This is a genomic window from Glaciibacter kafniensis (assembly GCF_039538945.1).
GTDB classification, from domain to species: Bacteria; Actinomycetota; Actinomycetes; order Actinomycetales; family Microbacteriaceae; genus Cryobacterium; species Cryobacterium kafniensis.
On sequence record NZ_BAABCN010000002.1, the window covers coordinates 675,144 to 698,381 of the forward strand.

21 protein-coding genes and 5 tRNA genes are annotated in these 23,238 nt (G+C 64.3%); 20 read left to right on the forward strand and 6 right to left on the reverse strand.

What is annotated here, in order from left to right:
- Nucleotides 1–3: 3 nt before the first annotated feature.
- Nucleotides 4–600: a DUF3000 domain-containing protein gene (locus ABD791_RS03630; RefSeq protein WP_345062371.1), complete on the reverse strand. Its 597-nt coding sequence runs from the start codon at nucleotides 598–600 to the stop codon at nucleotides 4–6.
- Nucleotides 601–664: 64 nt separating this feature from the next.
- Between ABD791_RS03630 and ABD791_RS03635 the strand changes: the two genes are divergently transcribed.
- A complete protein-coding gene (locus ABD791_RS03635; protein WP_345062373.1) occupies nucleotides 665–1,909 on the forward strand; it encodes an alpha/beta hydrolase family protein in 1,245 nt (414 codons plus the stop codon).
- On the opposite strand, the gene ABD791_RS03640 is transcribed toward ABD791_RS03635, so the two are convergent.
- Together ABD791_RS03640 and ABD791_RS03645 are read right to left on the reverse strand one after the other, a co-directional pair.
- Complete coding sequence (locus tag ABD791_RS03640) at nucleotides 1,906–2,349, reverse strand: SufE family protein (protein ID WP_345062375.1); 444 nt, start codon at nucleotides 2,347–2,349, stop codon at nucleotides 1,906–1,908. The two genes, ABD791_RS03635 and ABD791_RS03640, sit on opposite strands and share 4 nt — an antisense overlap.
- A gap of 103 nt (nucleotides 2,350–2,452) precedes the next feature.
- Nucleotides 2,453–3,355: a sulfurtransferase gene (locus ABD791_RS03645; RefSeq protein ID WP_345062377.1), complete on the reverse strand. Its 903-nt coding sequence runs from the start codon at nucleotides 3,353–3,355 to the stop codon at nucleotides 2,453–2,455.
- A gap of 163 nt (nucleotides 3,356–3,518) precedes the next feature.
- Here ABD791_RS03645 and zapE point away from each other — a divergent pair, with 163 nt between their 5' ends.
- The 6 genes from zapE (at nucleotide 3,519) to ABD791_RS03675 (ending at nucleotide 11,333) form a co-directional block, all read left to right on the forward strand.
- The gene (gene zapE, locus ABD791_RS03650; RefSeq protein ID WP_345062379.1) at nucleotides 3,519–4,586 is read left to right on the forward strand and encodes a cell division protein ZapE; all 1,068 of its coding nucleotides are present in this window, start codon (nucleotides 3,519–3,521) and stop codon (nucleotides 4,584–4,586) included.
- Nucleotides 4,587–4,798: 212 nt separating this feature from the next.
- On the forward strand, nucleotides 4,799–6,019 hold the full coding sequence (locus tag ABD791_RS03655) for an ammonium transporter (protein ID WP_345062381.1): 1,221 nt from the start codon (nucleotides 4,799–4,801) through the stop codon (nucleotides 6,017–6,019).
- Between the two features lie 276 nt (nucleotides 6,020–6,295).
- A complete protein-coding gene (locus ABD791_RS03660) occupies nucleotides 6,296–6,694 on the forward strand; it encodes a type II toxin-antitoxin system PemK/MazF family toxin (protein WP_345062383.1) in 399 nt (132 codons plus the stop codon).
- A gap of 36 nt (nucleotides 6,695–6,730) precedes the next feature.
- Complete coding sequence (locus ABD791_RS03665) at nucleotides 6,731–7,192, forward strand: LpqB family beta-propeller domain-containing protein (protein ID WP_345062385.1); 462 nt, start codon at nucleotides 6,731–6,733, stop codon at nucleotides 7,190–7,192.
- Nucleotides 7,192–8,850 (forward strand): DUF5671 domain-containing protein, encoded by a 1,659-nt coding sequence (locus tag ABD791_RS03670; RefSeq protein WP_345062387.1) that lies wholly within the window; start codon nucleotides 7,192–7,194, stop codon nucleotides 8,848–8,850. The genes ABD791_RS03665 and ABD791_RS03670 overlap by 1 nt, the downstream gene beginning before the upstream one ends.
- Before the next feature lie 233 nt (nucleotides 8,851–9,083).
- Nucleotides 9,084–11,333 carry an Ig-like domain repeat protein gene (locus tag ABD791_RS03675; protein ID WP_345062389.1) on the forward strand — a complete coding sequence of 750 codons (2,250 nt, stop codon included), beginning with the start codon at nucleotides 9,084–9,086 and terminating at the stop codon, nucleotides 11,331–11,333.
- A 139-nt stretch (nucleotides 11,334–11,472) separates the two neighbouring features.
- Here the strand turns inward: ABD791_RS03675 and ABD791_RS03680 are convergent, their stop codons facing one another.
- Both ABD791_RS03680 and ABD791_RS03685 read right to left on the reverse strand, forming a co-directional pair.
- Nucleotides 11,473–11,898: a VOC family protein gene (locus ABD791_RS03680; protein ID WP_345062391.1), complete on the reverse strand. Its 426-nt coding sequence runs from the start codon at nucleotides 11,896–11,898 to the stop codon at nucleotides 11,473–11,475.
- Between the two features lie 186 nt (nucleotides 11,899–12,084).
- A tRNA-Val gene (locus tag ABD791_RS03685) sits at nucleotides 12,085–12,157 on the reverse strand.
- Between the two features lie 334 nt (nucleotides 12,158–12,491).
- On the opposite strand from ABD791_RS03685, the gene ABD791_RS03690 reads away from it, so the two are divergent.
- From ABD791_RS03690 to ABD791_RS03705, 4 genes are all read left to right on the forward strand, one after another.
- Nucleotides 12,492–12,563, forward strand: a tRNA-Gly gene (locus ABD791_RS03690).
- A gap of 61 nt (nucleotides 12,564–12,624) precedes the next feature.
- Nucleotides 12,625–12,698 (forward strand) — tRNA-Cys (locus tag ABD791_RS03695).
- A gap of 25 nt (nucleotides 12,699–12,723) precedes the next feature.
- Nucleotides 12,724–12,795 (forward strand) — tRNA-Val (locus ABD791_RS03700).
- 79 nt (nucleotides 12,796–12,874) lie between these two features.
- Nucleotides 12,875–12,946, forward strand: a tRNA-Gly gene (locus ABD791_RS03705).
- Nucleotides 12,947–13,057: 111 nt separating this feature from the next.
- On the opposite strand, the gene ABD791_RS03710 is transcribed toward ABD791_RS03705, so the two are convergent.
- On the reverse strand, nucleotides 13,058–14,890 hold the full coding sequence (locus tag ABD791_RS03710) for an FUSC family protein (protein ID WP_345062393.1): 1,833 nt from the start codon (nucleotides 14,888–14,890) through the stop codon (nucleotides 13,058–13,060).
- A gap of 380 nt (nucleotides 14,891–15,270) precedes the next feature.
- Here ABD791_RS03710 and thrS point away from each other — a divergent pair, with 380 nt between their 5' ends.
- The 9 genes from thrS (at nucleotide 15,271) to yajC (ending at nucleotide 23,189) form a co-directional block, all read left to right on the forward strand.
- The gene (gene thrS, locus ABD791_RS03715; RefSeq protein WP_425562214.1) at nucleotides 15,271–17,268 is read left to right on the forward strand and encodes a threonine--tRNA ligase; all 1,998 of its coding nucleotides are present in this window, start codon (nucleotides 15,271–15,273) and stop codon (nucleotides 17,266–17,268) included.
- A gap of 4 nt (nucleotides 17,269–17,272) precedes the next feature.
- Nucleotides 17,273–17,842: an HIT family protein gene (locus ABD791_RS03720; RefSeq protein WP_425562215.1), complete on the forward strand. Its 570-nt coding sequence runs from the start codon at nucleotides 17,273–17,275 to the stop codon at nucleotides 17,840–17,842.
- Nucleotides 17,843–17,909: 67 nt separating this feature from the next.
- A complete protein-coding gene (pdxS, locus tag ABD791_RS03725) occupies nucleotides 17,910–18,812 on the forward strand; it encodes a pyridoxal 5'-phosphate synthase lyase subunit PdxS (RefSeq protein ID WP_345062397.1) in 903 nt (300 codons plus the stop codon).
- 10 nt (nucleotides 18,813–18,822) lie between these two features.
- Nucleotides 18,823–19,416, forward strand: coding sequence for a pyridoxal 5'-phosphate synthase glutaminase subunit PdxT (gene pdxT, locus ABD791_RS03730; RefSeq protein ID WP_345062399.1), 594 nt, complete (start codon nucleotides 18,823–18,825; stop codon nucleotides 19,414–19,416).
- A 137-nt stretch (nucleotides 19,417–19,553) separates the two neighbouring features.
- A complete protein-coding gene (locus tag ABD791_RS03735; RefSeq protein WP_345062401.1) occupies nucleotides 19,554–20,318 on the forward strand; it encodes a YebC/PmpR family DNA-binding transcriptional regulator in 765 nt (254 codons plus the stop codon).
- Nucleotides 20,319–20,322: 4 nt separating this feature from the next.
- A complete protein-coding gene (ruvC, locus tag ABD791_RS03740; protein WP_345062402.1) occupies nucleotides 20,323–20,946 on the forward strand; it encodes a crossover junction endodeoxyribonuclease RuvC in 624 nt (207 codons plus the stop codon).
- Complete coding sequence (gene ruvA, locus ABD791_RS03745) at nucleotides 20,943–21,590, forward strand: Holliday junction branch migration protein RuvA (RefSeq protein ID WP_345062404.1); 648 nt, start codon at nucleotides 20,943–20,945, stop codon at nucleotides 21,588–21,590. Before ruvC ends, ruvA begins: the two co-directional genes overlap by 4 nt.
- Nucleotides 21,587–22,717, forward strand: coding sequence for a Holliday junction branch migration DNA helicase RuvB (gene ruvB, locus ABD791_RS03750; protein WP_345062406.1), 1,131 nt, complete (start codon nucleotides 21,587–21,589; stop codon nucleotides 22,715–22,717). The genes ruvA and ruvB overlap by 4 nt, the downstream gene beginning before the upstream one ends.
- A 79-nt stretch (nucleotides 22,718–22,796) precedes the next feature.
- Nucleotides 22,797–23,189 (forward strand): preprotein translocase subunit YajC, encoded by a 393-nt coding sequence (yajC, locus tag ABD791_RS03755; protein WP_345062408.1) that lies wholly within the window; start codon nucleotides 22,797–22,799, stop codon nucleotides 23,187–23,189.
- The last annotated feature ends 49 nt before the right edge of the window (nucleotides 23,190–23,238 follow it).

The window sequence follows — 23,238 nt, forward strand, 5'->3', positions numbered from 1 at the left end:
GTTTCAGCCTCGGGAAGCTCGACGAACAGAATGGATGCTGATGGCATCGCCGGCCGGCGGAAGCCCGGCGAGCATGCACAGCAGGTCGCCCCAACCGGCGACATGTGCCGCGAGATCTGAGCCGAGCGGACTCCACGAGGCGCGCAACTCGATTTGGGCGCCGTCGCCCTGCTGGGCGAGTTCGCCGAAGCCTGACGAGATGATCTTGGTGGCCGTGCCAGACGCTGCCGTGTACTGGGCACCGCGCGCCTCGAGCGCGTCGACAAGCCACGCCCAGGCGACATCAGCGAGAAAAGGGTCGAGTCCGATGTCGGTCTCGAGGGGAGCCTGAGCGAAGCAGACGACGCGGAACGGTCCGCCCCACTCCTCGGGCTCCTCGGGGTCATACAACAAGATGAAGCGACCGGTACCGAGATCTGAATCGCTCCCGTGACGCGCGGGAGTGACGTCGGCGGCGAGGGCGATGGCATACGTGGCCAGATTGCCTGGCGCTGAAATTTCAGTCATGACGAGCTCTGGCCGGCTCTGCGCGCGGTGAATCGCATCCACCGCTCGAGCAAACTCTGGCGGAACTGTTGACTTGTCCTCTGATTGGGGCACGAGAGCAGACTAGAGTTTTTTCCGTGCGCTGTCCCCGAGGCACGCCGACCAGGTGGAGGTGCGAATGTTCGCGAAGCGGAAGCGACCGGGTGCGCTACGACTCCTCGGCCTGACCACTCTTGCTGTTTCGGCCCTGTCGGCGACCCTGGTCGTCGGGGGCGGAGTGCTGACTGCCGTGATGGCGCGGGCTGTCGTGACGCCTCCGAAACGTCAGGATGACGACATCCGCGTGCTCGCCTACGACCCGGATGCCGGGATCGTCACGTTGCAGGCCACGCCCGATTCTCTCTTGACGGGAACGTATGGGTTCTGGTTCTCCGGGGACTCTGGTCATGCCCGGCTGGGCCGGATTCTGTCGCACGAGGGCGACACGGTCACGCGCGTCGTCGAAACAGTTGATTTTGGAGACCTCTCGCGTGCCGCTGCCGGGCGGTGGAGCGGGTGGGTCTATCTCGGGCCGTGGGCCCTCGGCGTCCCCTACGAGAATGTGCTGATTCCCAGCCCCGGAGGTCCTGCTCCGGCCTGGTTGATCCCGGCAGAAGGCGGGTCGGCCGGCGAGAACTGGGTGATTCAGGTGCACGGTCGGGGAGTGCGTCGGCAGGAGACCCTGCGAGCGGTCACGGCTTTTCGGGAGGCCGGCTTCGCCTCGCTTCTCGTGTCGTATCGCAACGACGGTGACGCACCGGCCAGCGCCGACGGCAAATATGGTCTCGGCGACACCGAATGGCAAGACGTTGAGGCTGCACTGGAGTTCGCCAGGGATCGCGGTGCCCGGCGCGTGGTGCTGATGGGGTGGTCGATGGGTGGTGCCATCGTTCTGCAAACGCTCACGCGCGCGCGTCACCGGGAGTTGATCGCCGGGATCGTTCTCGACTCACCGGCCGTCGACTGGGCCGATGTCGTCGCGTACCAAGGAAGACTGGTCCGGCTGCCGTCTGTCATCGCGCAGGGTGCCATGACGGTGATGGGGCATCGATGGGGGCGCGCCGTCACCGGGCAGGCAGCGCCCATCTCGTTCGCGCGCCTCAATATCGTCGCGCAGGCCGCCGACCTTGACGTGCCGATCCTGCTCATGCACAGCGACGACGATGGCTACGTGCCGGCGACGGGTTCCCGGGCGCTGGCGGCGGCGCGGCCCGACATCGTCACGTTCGTGCCGTTTACAGAGGCGCGCCACACCAAACTGTGGAATCACGACCCGAAGCCCTGGAATGCCGCGATCACGTCGTGGCTCGCGCGCCTCGAATCGTTGACGGCAACGGATGCCAGCCAACGCCTCGAAACCTCGTCAGCCGTTCCCGGTAACTAGAGCGCTGCGACGCGCTCCCGCAGCTGTCGCTTGGTGCGAGCGAGAAGAGCGGTCATGCCGCGGATGCGAAGCGGAGAGACCGCCTGGGTCAGACCGATCGTAAGCGGGTAGTCATCCGGAACACTGAGCACCTCGTCAACGCTCAACCCGTCGAGTCCCTGCGCCAGGATCGACGCGAAGCCACGGGTCGTCGGCGATTCGCGTGGAGCAGTGGCGTAGAGGTGCACGGCGCCCTCTTCGTCAACCTCGACAAAGATGAAGACGGGGGACTGGCACTCGACGACGCGTTCGAAGAGGTCGGGGTGATCCTCGTAGCGTTGCGGCAGCGCCGGAAGCCCATTCGAGAACTCGAGCAGCAACAGCAAACGGTCTTGTTGCTCAAGTTCGAGAAAGTCGTCTCGAATCTCGGCGAGCGAGGAGGGAAGCGCGATTTCAGTCACGTCACCATTCTTTCACGCCGCCACTCCTGGCCGTGAGGTGCCAACTTTTGCTAGTCGTGGGCGTCGTGCACTAGCGAAAGTTGGCACCTCACGGGTGGGCGGGTCAGCGCGGAGCCGGCGCGGCGCCGGGCTCGGTGCCGGTGACGATCGGCACGCGCACTGCGCTGCCCCATTCGGTCCAGGAGCCGTCATAGTTGCGCACGTTCTCGAAGCCGAGAAGGTGGGTGAGCACGAACCAGGTGTGGCTCGAGCGTTCCCCGATCCGGCAGTAGGCGATGACGGCGTCACCGTCGGACAGGCCGGCCTCGTCGCGGTAGATGGCATCGAGGTCGCTGCGGGACTTGAAGGTGGAATCGGCATCGGCCGCACGAGCCCACGGAACGGATGCCGCCGATGGAATATGTCCGCCGCGCAGGGCGCCCTCTTCGGGGTAGGCGGGCATCGTGGTGCGAAGCCCTGAGTACTCTTCGGGCGAGCGCACATCGATCAGAGGTTTGCCGAAGTGTGCGAGCACGTCATCCCTATATGCACGGATGGGAGCGTCGTTGCGTTCGACCACCGGGTAATCGACCGGGGTGACGACGGTTGCTTCAGTCGTCAGCTCACGGCCTTCGGCAATCCACTTGTCGCGTCCGCCGTCAAGCAGACGCACGTCCTCGTGGCCGAACAGGGTGAACACCCAGAGGGCATAGGCGGCCCACCAGTTGCTCTTATCGCCGTAGATGACGACAGTGGAGTCGCGGGAAATTCCCTTGGAGCCGAGCATCGCAGCAAACGCCTCGCCGCCGATGAAGTCGCGTTCGACAGGGTCGTTCAAGTCGGTGTGCCAGTCAATCTTCACCGCACCCGGAATGTGACCCACCTCGTAGAGCAGCACGTCTTCGTCGGATTCGACGACGACCAGACCGGGTGAGCCGAGATTCGCCTGCAGCCAGTCGGTGGAAACAAGCCGCTCCGGGTGAGCGTATGCGGCGAATTTCGAAGCCGGATCGAGTTCTACAGACATGACGAACCTCCAGAAGCGCGCCGTCACGGCGCAAAGTTTGGTGTGGGTGCGGATTAGGCTTGAAGCCTGCCGACAGATCGAATCTACGCGGTACGGAAGCCGGCTGCATCAGAGCGTCATGCTTCGACACACATTCTTGACCAGAGAAACACAGGTGCGACACATGACCGCAGACGCGCAACAGCACGCTCTTCGCCAGCCGATTCGACTGATCGATCGTTCGCCCGATATCTCGGGTGCCGAAATCGTCGCCGAGCTGGTGCCGCCGCCTCAGTTCGAGAACGCGTCGTTTGACTCGTATCGGCCCGATGCGAACTACCCGTCTCAGGCGGGTGCGGTCGAGCGGCTCCGTGAGTTCGCCGGGGTCTGGCGCGCACAGCAGCGGCCGGGTGGATTCTTCTCGCGCAATCGCAAGCCGAAGACCGAGCTTCCCGGCATCTACCTCGACGGCGGCTTCGGTGTCGGCAAGACCCACCTGCTCGCCTCGCTCTGGCACGCGGCGCCCGGCCCCAAATACTTCGGCACCTTCATTGAGTACACGGCCCTCGTCGGCGCACTCGGCTACGCAGACACGGTCAAGCAGCTCAGCGGCGCCAAGCTGATCTGCATCGACGAGTTTGAACTCGACGACCCGGGGGACACCATGATGATGACCCGGATGCTCGGCGAACTCGTCGCCACCGGCACCCGGGTTGCAGCGACCTCCAACACCCCGCCGAACTCTCTCGGTGAGGGACGCTTTGCCGCCGTCGACTTTCTGCGCGAAATTCAGGCGATGTCGGCGAACTTCGAGACGTTGCGCATCGACGGCCTCGACTATCGGCGCCGCGACACCTCTGGCCAGGCGGTTGCGACGGCGCCCGAGCAGGTCGAGCACCTGGTCGGCGCATTGCTCTCGCGTGGCTCGAAGGTGAGCGAAGACGATTTCGGCGCCCTCATCCGTCATCTCAGCACCGTGCATCCGTCGAAGTACATCAAGATGATCGCCGGCATCGACGTGATCGTGCTCGAGAACGTGTTCTTGCTCACCGACCAGACGGATGCGTTGCGCCTCGTCGCGTTCATCGACCGGGTCTACGACGCTGAAATTCCCATCGTCGCCAGCGGTCTGCTGTTGCATGACGTGTTCGATACCGAGATGCTCGGCGGCGGTTACCGCAAGAAGTACCTGCGCTCCCTCTCGCGCATGGTCGCTCTGACCACGGGCGAGCTCCCGCCTCACGCCGGCTAGCCCGACTGGTCTGGGGGAGCGCGCAGCCAGCGCACTCCCCGAAACATTCTCTTAACCTGAGCGGGCCGCTCGTAACCTGGCGGAAACACATCGCGTCGGTGCGCGAAATCTCGACGTCAGAAACTGATGCCGTACCCGAGTCCGCCCCGGCAGATTTCCAGGAATCGGTCCTCGCGGTGCACCTAAGCAAATCGAGAGTGTGAGGACAAGCTATGGACACGGGAAGCATTGCATGGGCGATCACAGCCACCGCATTGGTGCTGTTGATGACCCCGGGCGTCGCGTTCTTCTACGGCGGACTGGTCAAGGCCAAGAGCGTCGTAAGCATGATGATGATGAGTTTCGGAGCGCTTGGCTTGATCAGCGTGCTCTGGATTCTCTACGGATTCAGCATGAGCGCGGTGTCGAGCCCCTGGCAGTTCGCCGGAAACCCGTTCGCTGACTTCGGCCTCGGCGCGTTGGCCACCGGAGAGAATGCAAACACTGATTTGCTCGGCGCCACATTCGGTGCCACCTTCGCGATCATCACCGTCGCACTGATCTCCGGCGCGATCGCCGACCGGGCCAAGTTCGGTTCGTGGATGATCTTCGCCGGCGTCTGGGCCACTCTCGTCTACTTCCCGGTTGCGGCCTGGGTCTGGGGCGGCGGCTGGATCATGAGCCTCGGCGAGACCCTGGGTCTTCCCAACGTCATCGACTACGCCGGTGGAACCGCGGTGCACATCAACGCCGGTGCCGCAGCGCTCGCACTCGCCCTTGTTCTCGGCAAGCGGGTCGGATTCCAGAAGGGAATCACCAAGCCGCACAACGTGCCCCTCGTCTTGATGGGCGCAGCACTGCTCTGGTTCGGCTGGTTCGGCTTCAACGCCGGCGCTGAATGGCTGAACGGTCTCGCCAACGTCGGCCTCATCGTCGTCAACACGCTGGGTGCCACCGCTGCGGCAATTCTCGGCTGGCTGATCGTCGAGAAGCTCAAAGACGGCAAGGCGACCTCGGTCGGCGCCGCATCCGGTGCTGTCGCCGGTCTCGTCGCCATCACCCCGGCGTGCGCCAACCTCGAACCCGGCTGGGCACTCGTGCTCGGTGTCGTTGCCGGTGCCGTCTGCGCCATGGCCGTCGAACTCAAGTTCAAGCTCGGCTTTGACGACTCTCTCGACGTGGTCGGCATCCACCTCGTCGGTGGTGTCATCGGAACCCTGTACCTCGGCTTCTTCGCCATCGACACCGGCCTGTTCACCGGTGGCGGCCTCGGCCAGCTGGCCGTGCAGGCCATCGCTGCCTTCGCCGTACTGATCTACTCCTTCGTCGTCGCGCTGCTGCTCGGCTTCGCCATCGAGAAGACCATTGGCTTCCGGGTCAAGAACGAAGACGAAATTGCCGGCATCGACACCTTCGTGCACGGCGAGGAAGGCTACGCACTCGAGCGAGTCTGACTGCGAGAACTCGTTGCACGAGCGACTGCAGAGCGGATGCGCCGGCGCAAGCTGGGCACCGCCGAGTGAGGCTCACGGGAGGTGAGGTAGTGTTCGGGTGTGTCAAGCACCCAACGCTTCCTCACCTCCCTTCTCTCGTTGTTTCGGCCTTCGCGCTCGTCGCACAGCGCACCGAAGCCGGGCGAAGCGCGGCCGAACGCGACGTACACGACGAGGCCGACGGGGCAGGCCTCCCCAGTTTCGCCGGCCCCTCCGGCCGGCCAACACGGTGCGGGAGTGACGATCGAAGTTGACCCGAGCCGTGTCGGCCCCGTGCACATGTCTTATTCGCCCACGCACGACGGCGATCCCGACCCGGGTGAAATCGTCTGGACCTGGGTTCCCTACGAAGAGAACGACGGGCGTGGAAAAGACCGCCCAGTGATCATCGTCGCGGGGGAGACGGGCGGCGCATTTTTGGCCGTTCAGCTGACCAGCAAGAACCACAGCGGTGAAGGCGATTTCGTCGAATTGGGTACGGGCCCCTGGGATCGAGAGGGACGTCCCAGCTGGGCGAACATCGACCGGGTCTTTCGGGTCTGGCCACACGGCGTGCGTCGTGAGGCGGCAGCACTCGACGCCGCGCGCTTTCAGCGGGTACAGGCAGCACTTGCACGTCGATATGGCTGGAAGTAGAACATTTTTTCCGCTCAATCCGACATGATGAGCAGCATGACCACCTCGAAGACCACACACGACCGCACGCTGGGGGTGATCCTCGCCGTGATTGCCGGCCTCGTGATCGTCGCTGTGGCGGTCGTGCTCTCCCGCGGCGAGCCGAAGCTCCTCGACGCCGCCACTCCGCCGGGCGTCGTTCAGCGCTATTCCGCCGCGCTGATCGACGGAGATGAGACCGCCGCGCAGCAATACCTCACGCCGGCGGTGCGCGAGCAGTGCGACAGGCTCGACAGTGTCTACACCGACAACCTCAGGGTCGCCTTGGTGAGCACGACGGAGCGTGCCGATTCAGCCGACGTGAAAGTCTCCCTCATCACCTCCTCTGAGGGCGGTCTGTTCGGCCCCTCAGAGTATGAGACCGCCGAGAAGTTCAGCCTGGCCAAGATCGACGGCGCATGGTTGATCGACACCACTCCGTGGCAGCTCACGATCTGTTCAAACGCGGCAGGCTCATGATGAGCGACATTCGCACCGCTCCGGCGACGACCGTTGGCTCGGCCCAACAGACCGTGCGCCGCGTGATCGTCTACATTCTGCTGTTCGTGCTCGTGACAATCGGCGCCATCGGACTCAGCGGCTTGCTCGCTCGCGTGCTGGCGACAGGCACAGAGCTGACGGATGGCGGCACCACCGGTCTTGCAATGTCCCTTGCCTTCACCTTGATTGGCGGGCCTCTAGCCGCCCTCCTCTGGTGGTCGGTCTGGCGACGGCTCCGCGACGAACCGGAGCAGATGTCGCTGGCGTGGGGTCTCTACCTGGCCGGCATGTATCTGGTCTCGCTCATCACGTTTTCCGTCGCGTTGCTGGCGACGGCATCCGCTCTCATCGACGGCGACTGGCAACCCCGCGACTTCGCCACCGGCGTGGTCTGGCTCGGGATCTGGGGCTGGCACCGCTGGATGCTGACGCATCCCGTCAAGCGCCCGGTTCGGCTCCGCACTGTGCCGATCGTTCTTGGTTCGGTGTACGGCCTGTCGATCGGGGTCGGCGGCGCCGTCAACACACTCGGCTCACTCTTCGATGCAGCAATCCGGGGATCCGCTGCCGCGACACTGGCGGGAGACCCCTGGTGGCAGTCACCGCTTCATGCCCTCCTCTGGACCATCGCCGGGGGAGCGATCTGGTGGTGGCACTGGACGCACGATGACGCCAGGCTGTTGAAGACGGGGTTTGCCAATGTCGCCCTGATCGTCATCGGGGTGTTGGGCGGAAGCATGCTCACGCTGACCGGGATCGCCACTGCCCTGTTCGTGCTTCTCCGGCTGGCGTTCGATCGTAGCGAGCCTGTCCAGACCCTTCTGGACCCCCTCGGTCAGGCGGTTGCCGCAGCGGCCGTCGGGGCGCTCGTCTGGTTCTATCACTGGGGTGTTGCGCGGCTCCGCTCCGATGGCACCCGACGGGCCGGCGCTCTCGTCACCGCTGGTGTCGGCATGGTGGCGGCAGCCTCAGGGATCGGGGTCATCCTCAACGCGGTGCTGGCCACGACGGCAACCACTCTCGCCGGTTCTGACACTCGGTCGCTCCTGTTCGGTGGAATCAGCGCTCTCGTGGTGGGCGGGCCAGTCTGGTGGCGCATGTGGAAGCCGACAGCCCTAGTGAGCGTGGATGAGATCGGATACGCCGGACGCCGCGTCTATTTGGTCGCGGTGTTCGGACTGAGTGCCGTGGTGGCACTGATTGCGCTCTTGACAGTCGGATATCGCGTCTTCGAGTTCGTGCTCGACCCGGCGGTGGCGGGCGGCCTGATTGAACGCGTGCGTGCCCCGTTGGGCTGGCTTGTGGCGACCGGACTGGTCGCCGGCTATCACTTCAGTGTGTGGCGGCACGACCGAGCGGCCCTCCCCGCGGAGAGTCCGGCCCGTGCCCGATCGATCGACCGCGTTTTTCTGGTCACGGCTGCCGACCCTGAACCTCAGAAGCGCGCGATCGAGGATGCCACCGGAGCCTCCGTCACGGTGTGGCGGCGCGCAGATTCTGACACGGACGCCGCCGGAGCTGTCGTCAGGCCGGGCGATGTTGATCTCGCCCACGCTCTCGACGGTGTGGTGGGTGAGCGTGTGCTCGTGCTCACAGGCCCAGGGGGACGTGTCGAAGTTATTCCGCTGGTGGATTGAGTAGGCATGGCTGCCGTGCTGGTTCCATTGCCACGACGATCAGCCCAAGCCACGCGAAGAGCGGAACGGTGAGTGTTTTCGACCAGGCTCCGGCCTCGGTGTGCGCAAGAATTCCATTCCCCAAAGTGGGGGTGGCGGTTGGTTGATGTGGCGCAGAATTGCCCGAATGCCGCTGGTATGGTCTGAATTTGTAGCAGTTCGCTACAGATCGTCATAACTGAAAAGGTTTCTGGATGCGCCGTCGCGCGACACCTCAACTCCGCTCCCTTCCGCATTCCCGCGTTAGCTCCCGTGCCGCATTCGGTGGCGCTGGGGTAGTTGCGCTCCTGGCCCTGCCCCTGGTTGCCGTTGTCCTTCCCGCAACGACCGCGCTGGCAGCTCCGGCCGGCCTTCCTTCCTCTGCGACGACCACTGCCGTTGTCGGGCGGGTCGCCGTGCATGCACAAACCGGCAATGGTTACTGGTTGCAGGGTGGCGCCGTGGATCAGTCGGCCAACCGCCTGTATCTGGCGGAGTCAACTGCAGACGGTCAGCCGAGCCTGGCGATTGTCGAGCTGGACACGAATTCAGCGCGCAGCGTTGTTCTCGGCGGCCCAGCTGACACCACCGCGATCGACGCGGCAGTCTCACCTCTCGACGGCTCCGTCTACGTCGTGCAGGTTGCCCCCTCAACTGTCGCGTCGGTGGTCTCTGTCGTCGACCCAGACGCCGATTACTCCGCATCGACTCCTCCGACGGTGTCGGTTGGTCTCAATGCCCAGAAGATCGACACTGGCCCCGATGGTCGTGCATACGTCACGAACCTCGGCGACGGAACTGTATCGGTGCTGAGGCCGGTGGGAGGGCCGACGAAACTGGAAAGCGTGCAGACCCTGACCGGACTCGCGACGGCGGAAGCGACAACGGCGATGGATGCGCCACGCGGGGTGCTGTACATCGCAAGCGAAAGAACCAGCACCATCACGTCCATCAATGTGTCGGCGAGCCCAGCCACCGTGATCGGCACGTTTTCCGTCGCCGACGCGCCGACCGGAATCTCGGTGGACGCGTCATCGGGCGACGTGGTGATCGTCACGCCGGATTCGAATTCGGTCTCCTGGTACACACCGACGGCCGACGGGACGCTCGCTACCCCGAACCGCACGGTGACACTCGGCACTGATGCCTCAGGTGACTCCGGCGCTTTCGTTCTGCCCCTGTCGGCCAGCATTCGCGCCGACGGGAGCGCCCTGGTCGTTTCGCAGGTAAATGGCACGTCGGCCTCGTTCGTATCCGTGATTCCCGCCGTCGTCGACGCGCAGCATCCGGTGCGCGTTGTCCCGGTCGGCGACACAGCGTTCTGGGGAATCGAAGACCCCCGCGCCGGTGGCACACTCTATGTACCGAACGCCGGAGCCGGCACGGTCTCCATCGTCTCCGACGTGACCCTCGCGTCGGTTCCGACCGCAGTGTCGTATGGGGCTGCGACGTCGCTGAGCGCGACACTGAGCCGCTCAGACGGCCAGCCGATCACGGCATCCGTTGCATTCACGGATGCCGGTGGTGCCGCCCTTGGCTCAGCCGCCGTTGATGCTGATGGCCTTGCTGCACTCGACCTCGGTGTCCGAGCCGTCGGTGACCTGCAATTCACTGCCTCTGTCGTCACACCGGCAACGGTTTCGCTGGCCGTGAGTGGCAGCGCGACGACGAGCAAGGCGGCAACCACGACGACTGTTGCACTTGACTCTGCCAGCGTGGTGGAGGGTGCGGATGTCGCAGCAACCATCTCAGTGCAGGGTGCCAATGGCGCCAGTGGCACAGCGCCCACGGACGTTGTCACGCTTCGCGATGGCACAGGAGCGATTCGGGGGAGTGCAGTGCTGGCCTCCGGAAGCGCTCAGGTAGTGCTCTCTGACCTCCCGACTGGCACAGTGCAGCTCACGGCGACGTATGGCGGTGACGGCTCATATCTGGCGTCCACATCTGCGGGTGTGGCGCTCACGGTCGCAGCGCGCACTCCCGACCTCGTTCTGGACGATCCAGAATTAGTGGTGGGCGACGCCGTCACTCTGCAGCTGAACGGTTTCGCTCCGAAAGAAACGGTCGACCTGACACTGCATTCAGACCCGATTCGTCTCGGCTCCGCGACGATGAACGCGACGGGAAGCGGATCATTCACATTCACGACGCCCGTAGTCGAGCCGGGCACGCACACGATCATCGCGGTTGGTGCGACGTCAGGCCGGACGGCATCGTTCTCCGTCACGGTTGCAGAAGCCTCGGTGGTGACACCGCCGACTCCGACTCCGACTCCGACCCCGACTCCGACCCCGATCCCGAAACCGACGGCGACCCCGACCCCGACCCCGAGCGGACCGCTGGCGTCAACAGGGGTTGATCCGATCGGAACCGGTGTGGCAGCCGGGGGACTCGCGGTGCTTGCTCTTGGTCTGGGGCTGGTTGCGATTCGTCGTACACGTCGCCCAGCGCTTCAGCAGGAGTAGAACGCGTCACGGTACGTAGCGCGGAGCGCCGCCATCGAACACTGTTCGGGGCGGCGTTCCGTGTAATCTGCGCGTGTCTGTCAGGTGTCCCGCAGCGACGTGAGTCGCGTGTCCGAATGGGCACGCAGGTACGCCTGCATCAGCCGATCTGTTCGGCCAGGGCGACGATGATGCCAGCAGGGCCGCGGAGATAGCACAGACGGTAGAAAGTCTCGTATTGTGCGACTGTGCCAAGGAGTTCGGCGCCGTGGACGCGTAGTCGGGCGATGGTGTCGTCAATGTCGTCCACGGTGAACATGATGCGATGAAGGCCCAGCGTATTGGGCGGCGGGTTCTCCGGTTCGCCGCTGAGCGCGGCAGGGGCGTGGTACTTGGTCAACTCCACCTGGCTATGACCGTCCGGTGTGCGCATCATCGCGATCTCACTTCGGAGACCGTGGAGTCCGACGGTGTCATCGGCCCAGGGGCCTTCGATCGAACTCCTGCCGCCCAACGCCAGGCCGAGGTCAGTGAAGAATGCGATGGCGGCGTCCAGGTCGTCGACGACGACGGCGACGTTATCCATTCGTTGAACAGCCATATGCACTTACCCCACGTTGTCTGGTGCCGATGCGAATCGAGAGCGATGTTACTCGGTCGGCACAGATGCACCTAGGCCGGGAGCGTCACGCCCGCACAACGCCAGCGCCAGCCTGAACTGTGCGCAGCAGGTGGGAAACAAAAAACCCCCGGAAAACCGGGGGTTTTGTTGTGGGCGATACCGGACTCGAACCGATGACCTCTTCGGTGTGAACGAAGCGCGCTACCAACTGCGCCAATCGCCCTCATGCGGTGAAAGCTTCTTCAACCGCGATTCACGATACTAGCCCACACGGGTCGGTCAATGCACATCGACGCAGAAGGCGGCGTGGTGGTCGGCGGCGGGCACGCATCGCCACATCTCATTTCTCAGCGTTCACGAGTCTTGCCCGCATTGTTACGGCGCGCGCTCTGGCGAGCCGAACTCGCTGTGTGGGCTCCGGAAGCAGTGAATCACTGGGCGAGAGGCGGGTCAGACGTGGGGAGGGGCCCTGCGCGACACGCCAGGGTGTGCTCAGTTTGAATGTTGCGGCCGGAATCGGTTAGAGTCTTCAACGCACGCAGAAATGCGAGCGAGTTGCGGATGTGGCGCAGTGGTAGCGCATCACCTTGCCAAGGTGAGGGTCGCGAGTTCGAATCTCGTCATCCGCTCGAATGGAATGGAATCGCCCTGCAAGGGGCGGTTCTCTTCATTTGGTGGTGAACCCAACACGGTGGATTGGCCGAGAGGCGAGGCAGCGGCCTGCAAAGCCGTATACACGGGTTCGAATCCCGTATCCACCTCCATTCTTGAGACTAGTTCGCAAGATATGGGCGATTGGCGCAGCGGTAGCGCGCTTCCCTGACACGGAAGAGGTCACTGGTTCGATCCCAGTATCGCCCACAGAGAAAAACCCCCGGTAAAACGGGGGTTTTCTTCGTTCCGCCGGCTATGCACTATGTGTGTAGTCGGCGGGACACATGCGGATGTGGCGCAGTGGTAGCGCATAACCTTGCCAAGGTTAGGGTCGCGAGTTCGAATCTCGTCATCCGCTCAGATTCAAGATTCAGTTTCACGAAGAAGCCCGCCAGGGAGATCTGGCGGGCTTCTTCGTTTAATTCGTCCGGCCAGGGGCGTTCACGACATGATCTCCGATCGTGGGGGCTCACACGGCTGGGAGCGTCCGCAGCAGGTACCGCTCGGCCGAGCCGGCCTGCCTGGCCAGGTCCCATAGCGTCGAGGACGCCGCGCCGGAGGTCTCTGGCGCGGTGCTGTCCTGCTCGTTACGATGCTTCGGGTTGTCAGGGCTCAGCGCCTGGAGAACCTGGTCCAGATCGCCGCGGGTCAGCTCAGTGGCGTCCGCCAGGGCTGTCAGGTCGCGCAACCCGGTGCGCAGCTTATCGAGCTCGTCGAGCTGCCTGTCGTCGAGCCGATCGCGGTCGGGTACCAGCTCGTCCTGCATTCGCGTGGCGTCCCTGAACAGGGCGATTTCCTCGGGCTGCAGTTGACCCGCGCCGTTCGGAGAGGCACGGAGCGCGGCTGCTGTGGCCTCTGTCGCCTTCTCGATACGTCGCCGCAGCGGCGGGGGTCGGAAGCCGGGGATCACGGTGAAACCCAGGGCAACTCCCACCAACACCGCGCTCACGGTGAGCCCCACGTACTGCGCCAGGAGGCTGACCGCGTTCAGATCGCGGGTCACGGAGTTGAAGCCGACGCTGACAATGACCATGAATGCGCCGCCCAGCGCCGGGCGGGTGACGATGTACCACAAACCCAGGCACAGGGCGCCGACTGCGATGGCAGTGAGGTAGCTGGACGGGACTACCAGCAGGATCACCGCGACAGCGAGTGAGCCTGAAACCAGACCGATGATCTTGTTTCTCGACTTGATCGCGGTGTCGCTCAAGCTGGTCTGGAGGATGCTGAAGGTAGTCAGCAGCGCGGTAGAGACCAGCGGATCGCCCCGCTCCAGACCGGAGGTGATCAGCAGCATCAGCAGCACAGCGAGTGCCGTGCGGAGCGCGTGCCTGACCTGGATGGACTGCAGCCTGGCAGACGGGTGGAGCACCGCGTCCTGGAGTCGGTGGCGCCGGCGGCGATCGAGCTGGACTGGGGTGGTGTCGTGCTCCAGAATTGCCCGCTCGACGGCGTCCAGGGCGCGTATTGCGTCGGTGAACGGTGTCTCGGCGGTCTCGGCGGCGGCCGGCGTGTTCAACGAGGCACTGACGGGCTTGTCCCGTCTGGGCTTGGCTTTCAGCTCCTCGGCCAGCGCGTGGGCCCGCCCTCGGAGTTGGGTGGCGTCGTCGGGACCGCCCGCTTTCGCCAGCACTGCGGTGTGCAGGGCCAGACGAAAGCGGGATGCCCCCTCGAGCGCGTCCGCGAGCCAGCGTTGCCGGCCGTCGCTGAGCCAGGTGCCGAACGCGGTGGCGGTGGCGGCGCTTGGATCGTCGGCGACGAGTATCTCGGCTATCTGCTCCCTGGTCGGCTTGGAAGGGTCGGAGATTCCCATCAGGATGCGCAGCAGGAGCGCCACGGCGACGCCCGCGACGGCAGCTGCGAACACCTGCTGGTGGTCGGCACCGCCCACGGGTGCGTAGCCGTAGCCGAACATCGTGGTCATCCCCAGCCCCATTCCGGCGTTGCCGAAGCGTGAGCCGAGCAGCGGAAGCAGTGCGGCCACGAAGGTGAGCAGCACCACGAGCGCGATCGCCGCGGGGCGCGAGGCCTCGGCCACCAGGCGCGGGACGGCTGCTGCGAAGACCAGCAGCGGTCCCATCACCGCAGTGATGCGGAGGTCGGCCCTGAGTGGGCCGCCCATGAATGCCACCAGCGAGAACATGCCTGTCAGTCCGCCGATGATCCCCGCCGCGCCGGCCCCCCAGGCATCAGCGAGCAGCACGGAGGGGATGACCACGATGATCATCAGCACCATCAGCATCGGGCTGCCCTTGGGGCGCTTGTGGCGCTTGTGCACTTCGGTGTCACCAGAGCCGTCCACGTGACCTCCTCGGAGTCTGGGTGGCGCGTTTATGCCTCGATGATAAGCCGGTTAGCGCGCGGCGGCACCAGGATGCCGTTCAGGCCGCTGTCGATGAAATGCGGCAGTGCCATGGCATCCGCCCAATTTCGTCGAGAACGCTGCACACGGCTTTGGCGACCTCCCACGGCGGGGGAAAACGCATCCAGTCGTGTAGGAGCCAACGAACGCTTCGAAGTCGGTGAACGGTGATCAGCTCGCCATCGAGCAATGCGGCCCTCATTATTCACAACACCGTCGCCACCGCTGGCTCGTCATCTTTGTACGCAATACGGCTGCCGTCACCGCGGTCTCCGGCTCCCGCTAAAGTTGAGGGGTACACCGAAACAGGGAGTTTTAACGTGGCTGATGGCTTCGCGCTTTTCACCGACCGGTCTGTTGTCGCAATGCGCGTCAACGGTGAGCTGAAAGACCTCGCGGCCCAGCTCGAGACGACGGATGTTGTCGAGCCGGTCACCATCGACTCGCCTGACGGCCTCAATATTCTGCGTCACTCGGCAGCCCACGTGCTCGCCCAGGCCGTGCAGACCATCAATCCTGAGGCGAAGCTCGGCATCGGGCCGCCCGTCACCGATGGCTTCTACTACGACTTCGACGTGGAGAACCCCTTCACCCCTGAAGACCTGAAGGCGATCGAGAAGGCGATGGATCGCATCATCCGCTCTGGCCAGCGTTTCGTGCGCCGGGTCGTGACGGATGACGAGGCTCGCGCCGAACTCGCCAACGAGCCGTTCAAGCTTGAGCTGATCGGCATCAAGGGCGGGGTGGCCAACCCGGCCGCCGTCGAGCTCGGCGAAGAACTCGGCGACGACAACGAGTCGGTTGAGGTCGGCGGCGCCGAACTCACCATCTACGACAACGTTGACCCGAAGACGGGCGAGACGGTCTGGAAAGACCTCTGCCGCGGCCCGCACCTGCCGAACACCCGCATGATCGGCAACGGCTACTCGCTGACCCGCCTGGCCGCTGCCTACTGGCGCGGTTCGGAGAAGAACCCGCAGCTGCAGCGCGTCTACGGCACCGCCTGGCCGACCAAAGACGAGCTGCGCGCCTACCAGGCCCGCCTCGAAGAGGCCGCCAAGCGCGATCACCGCAAGCTCGGCGCCGAGCTTGACCTGTTCAGCTTCCCCGAAGAAATCGGCTCCGGTCTGCCGGTCTTCCACCCCAAGGGCGGAATCATCCGTCAGGAGATGGAAAACTACTCGCGCAAGCGCCACACCGAGGCAGGCTACGACTTCGTCTACTCGCCGCACATCACCAAGTCGAACCTGTTCGAGGTGTCTGGCCACCTGGACTGGTACGCCGACGGCATGTTCCCGCCGATGCACCTCGATGAGGAGCGCGACGAAACCGGTCACGTGACCCGTCAGGGCGTCGACTACTACCTCAAGCCGATGAACTGCCCGTTCCACAACCTGATCTTCCGCTCCAGCGGCCGCAGCTACCGCGACCTGCCGATGCGCATGTTCGAGTTCGGCTCCGTCTACCGCTACGAGAAGTCGGGCGTCGTTCACGGCCTGACCCGTGTGCGTGGCATGACTCAGGATGACGCGCACATTTACACCACGCGCGACCGGATGAAAGAGGAGCTCACCCGCACGCTCAACTTCGTGCTGGAGCTACTCGCCGACTACGGCTTGAACGACTACTACCTCGAGCTGTCGACCAAGGACCCGAAGAAGTTCGTCGGAACCGACGAAGACTGGGACGAAGCGACGCAGACCCTCGCCGAGGTGGCTGAGGCTTCCGGGCTCACTCTCGTCTCCGACCCGGGTGGAGCAGCGTTCTACGGACCGAAGATCTCGGTGCAGGCCCGCGACGCGCTCGGCCGCACGTGGCAGATGTCGACGATTCAGCTCGACTTCAACCTGCCGGAGCGCTTCAACCTCGAATACACGGCTCCGGACGGCACCAAGCAGCGCCCGGTGATGATCCACCGTGCGCTGTTCGGCTCGATCGAGCGGTTCTTCGCCGTACTGACCGAGCACTACGCCGGTGCGTTCCCGGTCTGGCTCTCACCCGTGCAGGTCGTCGGCATCCCGATCTCTGAGCAGTACGCGCCGTTCCTCGACGACGTGATCGCCCAGCTCAAGGCTGTGGGCGTGCGTGCTGAGGTCGATAACTCTGACGACCGGATGCAGAAGAAGATCCGCAACCACACGAAGGCCAAGGTTCCGTTCCAGCTCATCGTCGGCGAAGAAGACCAGGCCAACGGCGCGGTCAGCTTCCGTTTTCGCGATGGCACCCAGGAGAACGGTGTGCCCGTCGCCGACGCGATCCGCCGCATTGTGGCCTCGATTGAGACCCGTGCCCAGGTGACGACGCAGGGGCAGATCTAGCGTGATGGCAGGGGATGGCGGTGGCGTGGGGGGAGTAGAGGTCGAGAACTCGTCAGATTTCGCCGCCGTGCCCGATGCGTTCCAGCGTCTCTGGACGCCGCATCGCATGGTCTACATCCAAGACGGTCAGCAGCCGCATTCCGACGACTGCCCGTTCTGCCTTGCTCCGGCGATGGATGACGAGAAGGCCTTGATCGTTGCCCGTGGCACACATGCTTTTGTGCTGCTCAACTTGTTTCCGTACAACAGCGGTCACCTCCTCGTCTGCCCGTACCGTCACGTGGCGAGCTACGACCAGGCCACGCCAGATGAGGTGGCTGAGATCGCGAGCCTGACCCAGACGGCGATGCGGGTGCTCGCCGCGACCTCGCGCTGCGACGGGTTCAACATCGGCATGAACCAGGGTCGCATCGCGGGAGCCGGCATCGCCGACCACCTGCACCAGCACCTGGTTCCGCGCTGGGCACACGACTCGAATTTCTTTCCGATCATCGGCGGAACCAAGGCCTTGCCGCGGTTGCTGGGGGATGTCCGGCGCGAGATCGCCGACGCCTGGCCGACGAGCGAACACTAGTTTCACCTCCCTTCTGCAGCCCCGGGCTGCGCCATTCACCCCTCTACGCAAGGAATAGAATCGAATAATGACTAACACCACCCCCGACTCGCAGTTTGGTTCCAGCCGCGTCAAGCGTGGGCTTGCCGAAATGCTGAAGGGCGGCGTCATCATGGACGTCGTCAACGCTGAGCAGGCCCGCATCGCAGAGGATGCCGGCGCTGTCGCCGTCATGGCTCTCGAGCGCGTTCCCGCCGACATCCGTTCACAGGGTGGCGTCGCACGCATGAGCGATCCCGACCTCATTGACGGCATCCGTGCCGAGGTGTCGATCCCGGTGATGGCAAAGGCACGCATCGGCCACTTCGTCGAGGCTCAGGTTCTCGAAGCGCTGAACGTTGACTACATCGACGAGTCAGAGGTTTTGAGCCCGGCCGACTACGTCAACCACATCGACAAGTGGAACTTCACCGTTCCCTTCGTCTGTGGTGCAACGAACCTCGGCGAGGCGCTGCGCCGCATCAACGAGGGCGCCGCGATGATCCGCTCGAAGGGCGAAGCCGGAACCGGCGACGTCTCAGAGGCGACCAAGCACATCCGCAAGATCAAGGGCGAGATCGCAGCCCTCGCCGCCCTGAGCAAGGACGAGCTCTACGTTGCCGCCAAGGAACTGCAGGCTCCGTACGCACTCGTTGCCGAGATCGCTGAAACCGGCAAGCTCCCCGTCGTGCTGTTCACCGCCGGTGGCGTGGCCACCCCGGCCGACGCCGCGATGATGATGCAGCTCGGTGCGGACGGCGTATTCGTCGGCTCGGGAATCTTCAAGTCTGGCAACCCGCAGCAGCGCGCCAACGCGATCGTCAAGGCCGTCACGTTCTACGACGACGCCAAGGTCATCGCCGAGGTGTCCCGTGGTCTCGGTGAGGCAATGGTCGGCATCAACGTGACCGACCTCGCGGCACCGCACCGTCTCGCCGAGCGCGGCTGGTAATCACGGCTTCATGAGCGTTGGTGTTCTCGCCCTGCAGGGCGATTTTCGTGAGCACGCTTCTGTGCTGTCAGCGCTCGGCGCCGACGTTGAACTGGTTCGTCGCCCGGAAGAACTGGCCCGCATCAGCGGACTCGTGATTCCGGGCGGCGAATCCAGCGTGATGGACAAGCTGTCCCGCACGTTCGGACTCGCCGAACCCCTGCGCGCCGCAGTGCGCTCCGGGCTGCCCGTCTACGGCACCTGCGCGGGTCTGATCATGTTGGCCGACACCATCCTCGACGGCATTGCCGGCCAGGAAGGCATCGGCGGGCTCGACATCGCCGTGCGGCGCAACGCCTTCGGCTCGCAGACCGCCTCGTTCGAAACTGACCTCGACGTGCCGGTGCTCGGCGGAGCTCCCGTTCACGCGGCCTTCATTCGGGCGCCGATCGTCGAGACCGTCGGCCCGCGGGCTACGGCCCTGGCCACTCTGGCGGATGGCCGCTGTGTCGCGGTCGAACAGGGAAACCTGCTCGGCACCTCGTTCCACCCTGAGATCACGGGGGAGCACCGCTTTCACGAGTATTTCCTTCGGAAGGTTCAGACCGCGGCATTCGCCGCCTGAATCTTCGAGAATTCAAGGCCTCCGCGCGGTCTCTCCGTGCGGAGGCCTTGCTGTTCTACAATGGTGAGGCACCAGGCGGGTGCAAAGAATTTGCACGTGCGACTCATGCATCGAGCAAGCGACACAACGGGAGATTCATGTCCGGGCATTCCAAATGGGCCACTACTAAGCACAAGAAGGCCATCACCGACTCGCGTCGGGCGAAGGCGTTCGCGAAGCTGATCAAGAACATTGAAGTGGCCGCCAAGATGGGCGGGGCCGACCTCTCGGGCAACCCGACCCTCGTCGACGCCATTCAGAAGGCCAAGAAGACTTCTGTTCCCAACGACAACATCGACCGCGCCGTCAAGCGTGGCGCCGGACTCAGCGGAGAGTCGGTCGACTACACGACGATCATGTACGAAGGCTATGCCGCCCACGGTGTCGCCATCATGATCGAGTGTCTGACCGACAACAAGAACCGCGCCGCAGCCGAGGTTCGCACCGCAATGAAGAGCCACGGCGGCACCATGGCCGACCCGGGCAGCGTCGCCTACAACTTTCACCGCAAGGGCATCGTTGTTGTTCCGAAGGTCGCCGGTCTCACCGAAGACGACGTGCTGATGGCCGTGCTCGACGCCGGTGCCGAAGAAGTCGTCGATGAAGGCGAGACCTTCGAGGTCTTCTCCGAAGCCAGCGATCTCGTCGCCACCCGCACCGCGCTGCAAGACGCCGGAATCGACTACGACTCGGCGGATGCCGCCTTCGTGCCGTCGCTCAAGGTCGAGGTCGACGCCGAGACGGCCCGCAAGGTGTTCCGCCTGATCGACGCCCTCGAAGACCTCGACGACGTGCAGAACATCTACAGCAACTACGACCTCACGCCCGAGGTTCAGGCGGAGCTTCACGCCGAGTCAGAGTAGTCCGGTGCCGGTTCGGGTTCTCGGAATCGACCCGGGCCTCACCCGGTGCGGGGTCGGGGTCGTCGACGTCGCCGGCAACCGCACGGCATCGCTCGTCGATGTCACCGTGTTGCGCAGCACGCCGAGCATGCCGTTGGAACAACGTTTGCTGCTGATCAGTCGCGGCATCGCTGAATTGCTCGACCGGCACCAGCCGCAGTTCGTGGCGATTGAACGGGTGTTTGCCCAGCAGAACGTCAGCACGGTGATGGGCGTGGCGCAGATCAGCGGTGTCGCGCTGGTGCTCGCTGCGGAGCGGGGCCTCCCCGTGACTTTGCACACACCGAGCGAGGTGAAGGCCGCGATCACTGGCTACGGCGGAGCAGAGAAGAAGCAGGTCGGCACAATGGTCGCCCGCATTCTCGGCCTCGCCGAGGCTCCGAAGCCGGCGGATGCCGCCGACGCCTTGGCTTTGGCGATTTGCCACGCGTGGCGCACCGGTGCCGCCGGCGGAACTCTGCCGACGGCCGGTTCCATCGCAGCCGGTGCAGGTGCAGGGGGTGGAGCCCTCACTCCGGCGCAGCAGGCATGGCGCGCCGCGGAGCGCAGCGCATCAGTGTCGGCGGCGCCGCGTAGTCTAAAGCGGTGATCTCCTCAGTACGTGGCCCTGTTCTCTCTGCCCTCGGCAGCATCGTCGTCATCGAGGTCGGAGGCATTGGTCTCGCACTTCAAGTGACGCCCGGCACTGCGCTCTCGGTGCGGATCGGTGACGAAGCACGGCTCGTGACAACGCTGATCGTGCGCGAAGATTCGCTCACTCTCTACGGGTTCACCAGTGCAGAGGAACTCGCCGTCTTTGAGCTGCTCGTCGGAGTGACGGGAGTGGGCCCGAAATCAGCGCTGGGCGTGCTCGCGGCGTTGACCCCGAATCAGATTGCGCAGGCGGTGACGACCGAAAACGACGCAGCTTTCCGCAAGGTCAGTGGGATCGGCCCGAAGACGGCGAAATTGATCGTGGTGTCGTTGGCCGGCAAGGTGCACCTGACCGCTGCCGGTGTCGGGCAGGGAGCTGGTGGCGGCGCCGCACACGCCTCGTCATCGTCGGCCACGGTGTCCGTTACAGTTCAGGCCGCTTTGATCGGTCTCGGCTGGTCAGAGCGTGTCGCCGCTGAGGCTGTTGAAGAGACACTGCGCGCTGCGCCTCCCGCCGACCAGGCCGTTGTCGCCACAATTCTTCGCTTGTCCTTGGCTCGACTCGGCCCGGCCCAGCATTCTGTTGGGCGACGCTCATGAGCCCCGAAGCGGTTTTCGGGCGAACATCTGGCGACGGTGATTTGAACGGCAGTGATTTGAACGGCAGTGAGTTGAACGGCAGTGAGTTGAACGACAGCGAACAATCCGCTGAAGATCTGACCAACCCGATCATCCTGGGCGACGCGGAGCTGGCCTACGAGGGGGCGTTGCGTCCGCAGAGCCTGGCCGAGTTCGTCGGCCAAGAAAAGGTGCGCGGCCAGCTGCAGTTGCTGCTCACCGCCGCCACGATGCAGCAGCGCACCCCCGACCACATTCTTCTGGCCGGCCCACCCGGCCTCGGCAAGACCACCCTGGCCATGATCGTGGCGTATGAGGGCAGCCGGCCACTGCGGATGTCGAGCGGGCCGGCCATCCAACACGCCGGCGATCTTGCGGCAGTGCTGTCGTCGCTCATGCCGGGGGAGGTTCTCTTCATCGATGAGATCCACCGGATGGCCAGGTCAGCCGAAGAAATGCTCTACCTGGCGATGGAAGACTTTCGGATCGACATCATGGTCGGCAAGGGGGCAGGGGCCACCTCTGTCCCGCTCGAGCTGGCCCCGTTCACGCTCGTGGGAGCGACAACCCGAGCTGGCTTGCTTCCGAACCCTCTGCGCGACAGGTTCGGCTTCACCGCCCACCTGGAGTTCTACGCCGAACACGAACTCGAACAGGTTCTCACGCGCGCCGCTCCGCTTCTGGGCTTGTCGATCGAGAAACGCGCCCTGGCCGAGATCGCCGGCCGCTCGCGCGGCACGCCACGCATCGCAAACCGGCTGCTTCGCCGGGTGCGCGATTACGCCCTCGTGCACGGTGGCGAGGCGAATCTCGAGGCAGTTCACGCGGCACTCGAACTCTACGATGTCGACCCGATTGGGCTCGATCGGCTCGACCGCGAGGTCATGAAGATCATATTGACCCGTTTTGGGGGTGGGCCGGTTGGCCTGAATACTCTTGCAGTTTCGGTCGGAGAAGAGGCCGAAACTGTCGAAGCGGTAGTTGAGCCCTTCTTAGTGCGGATAGGCTTCCTCACACGCACACCGCGAGGTCGTGTGGCAACTCCCTCGGCATGGAGTCATTTTGGATTGAGTCATCCTCAGGCTGGACTCACACTTGATGATCTATAATTCAGGTTGGTTCGCATTCCCGCTCAGTACTTCTACTGCCGCGGTTGACTAGCCGCAATCGAAAGGTTTTCTGAGTTTCATGGATCTAATGACACTTGTCATGCTCGCCGTACTGGCTGTGCTGGTTTTCTTCATGTTCCGCAATGGACGCAAGCGCAAGGCGGACCAGGAGAAACTGCAGTCCACGATGGTCTCGGGCGCCGACGTGATGACCAACTTCGGTCTCTACGGCACCATTGTGTCGATTGACGAAGAAGAGAACAAGGTCGCACTCGAGATCGCTCCCGGAACGATCGTCAACATCCACCGTCAGACCATCGCACGCGTCGTCGAGCCCACCGAGGCCCTCGTCGCCGATGAGGTCGACGGAGTAGAGCTCAACCAGGACCACGCCACTCTCCTCGGTGAGCCAGAATTCGGTCAGCGCGTCGACAACGATGGCGACACCGAGCCCAAAAAGGGCGACGCGTAACAATCCCTCTCCCGTGCCCGTGCCTTCCGGCGCGGGCACGAGCATAGAA

What these genes read in the sequence shown, in the direction of transcription:
- ABD791_RS03720 (WP_425562215.1), top strand. Translation starts at nt 17,273, where the DNA reads ATGGCAGGGGATGGCGGTGGCGTGGGGGGAGTAGAGGTCGAGAACTCG.
- ABD791_RS03655 (WP_345062381.1), top strand. Translation starts at nt 4,799, where the DNA reads ATGGACACGGGAAGCATTGCATGGGCGATCACAGCCACCGCATTGGTG.
- ABD791_RS03665 (WP_345062385.1), top strand. Translation starts at nt 6,731, where the DNA reads ATGACCACCTCGAAGACCACACACGACCGCACGCTGGGGGTGATCCTC.
- pdxS (WP_345062397.1), top strand. Translation starts at nt 17,910, where the DNA reads ATGACTAACACCACCCCCGACTCGCAGTTTGGTTCCAGCCGCGTCAAG.
- ABD791_RS03675 (WP_345062389.1), top strand. Translation starts at nt 9,084, where the DNA reads ATGCGCCGTCGCGCGACACCTCAACTCCGCTCCCTTCCGCATTCCCGC.
- ABD791_RS03680 (WP_345062391.1), bottom strand. Translation starts at nt 11,898, where the DNA reads ATGGATAACGTCGCCGTCGTCGTCGACGACCTGGACGCCGCCATCGCA.
- pdxT (WP_345062399.1), top strand. Translation starts at nt 18,823, where the DNA reads ATGAGCGTTGGTGTTCTCGCCCTGCAGGGCGATTTTCGTGAGCACGCT.
- ABD791_RS03735 (WP_345062401.1), top strand. Translation starts at nt 19,554, where the DNA reads ATGTCCGGGCATTCCAAATGGGCCACTACTAAGCACAAGAAGGCCATC.
- ruvB (WP_345062406.1), top strand. Translation starts at nt 21,587, where the DNA reads ATGAGCCCCGAAGCGGTTTTCGGGCGAACATCTGGCGACGGTGATTTG.
- zapE (WP_345062379.1), top strand. Translation starts at nt 3,519, where the DNA reads ATGACCGCAGACGCGCAACAGCACGCTCTTCGCCAGCCGATTCGACTG.
- ABD791_RS03670 (WP_345062387.1), top strand. Translation starts at nt 7,192, where the DNA reads ATGAGCGACATTCGCACCGCTCCGGCGACGACCGTTGGCTCGGCCCAA.
- ABD791_RS03635 (WP_345062373.1), top strand. Translation starts at nt 665, where the DNA reads ATGTTCGCGAAGCGGAAGCGACCGGGTGCGCTACGACTCCTCGGCCTG.
- yajC (WP_345062408.1), top strand. Translation starts at nt 22,797, where the DNA reads ATGGATCTAATGACACTTGTCATGCTCGCCGTACTGGCTGTGCTGGTT.
- ABD791_RS03645 (WP_345062377.1), bottom strand. Translation starts at nt 3,355, where the DNA reads ATGTCTGTAGAACTCGATCCGGCTTCGAAATTCGCCGCATACGCTCAC.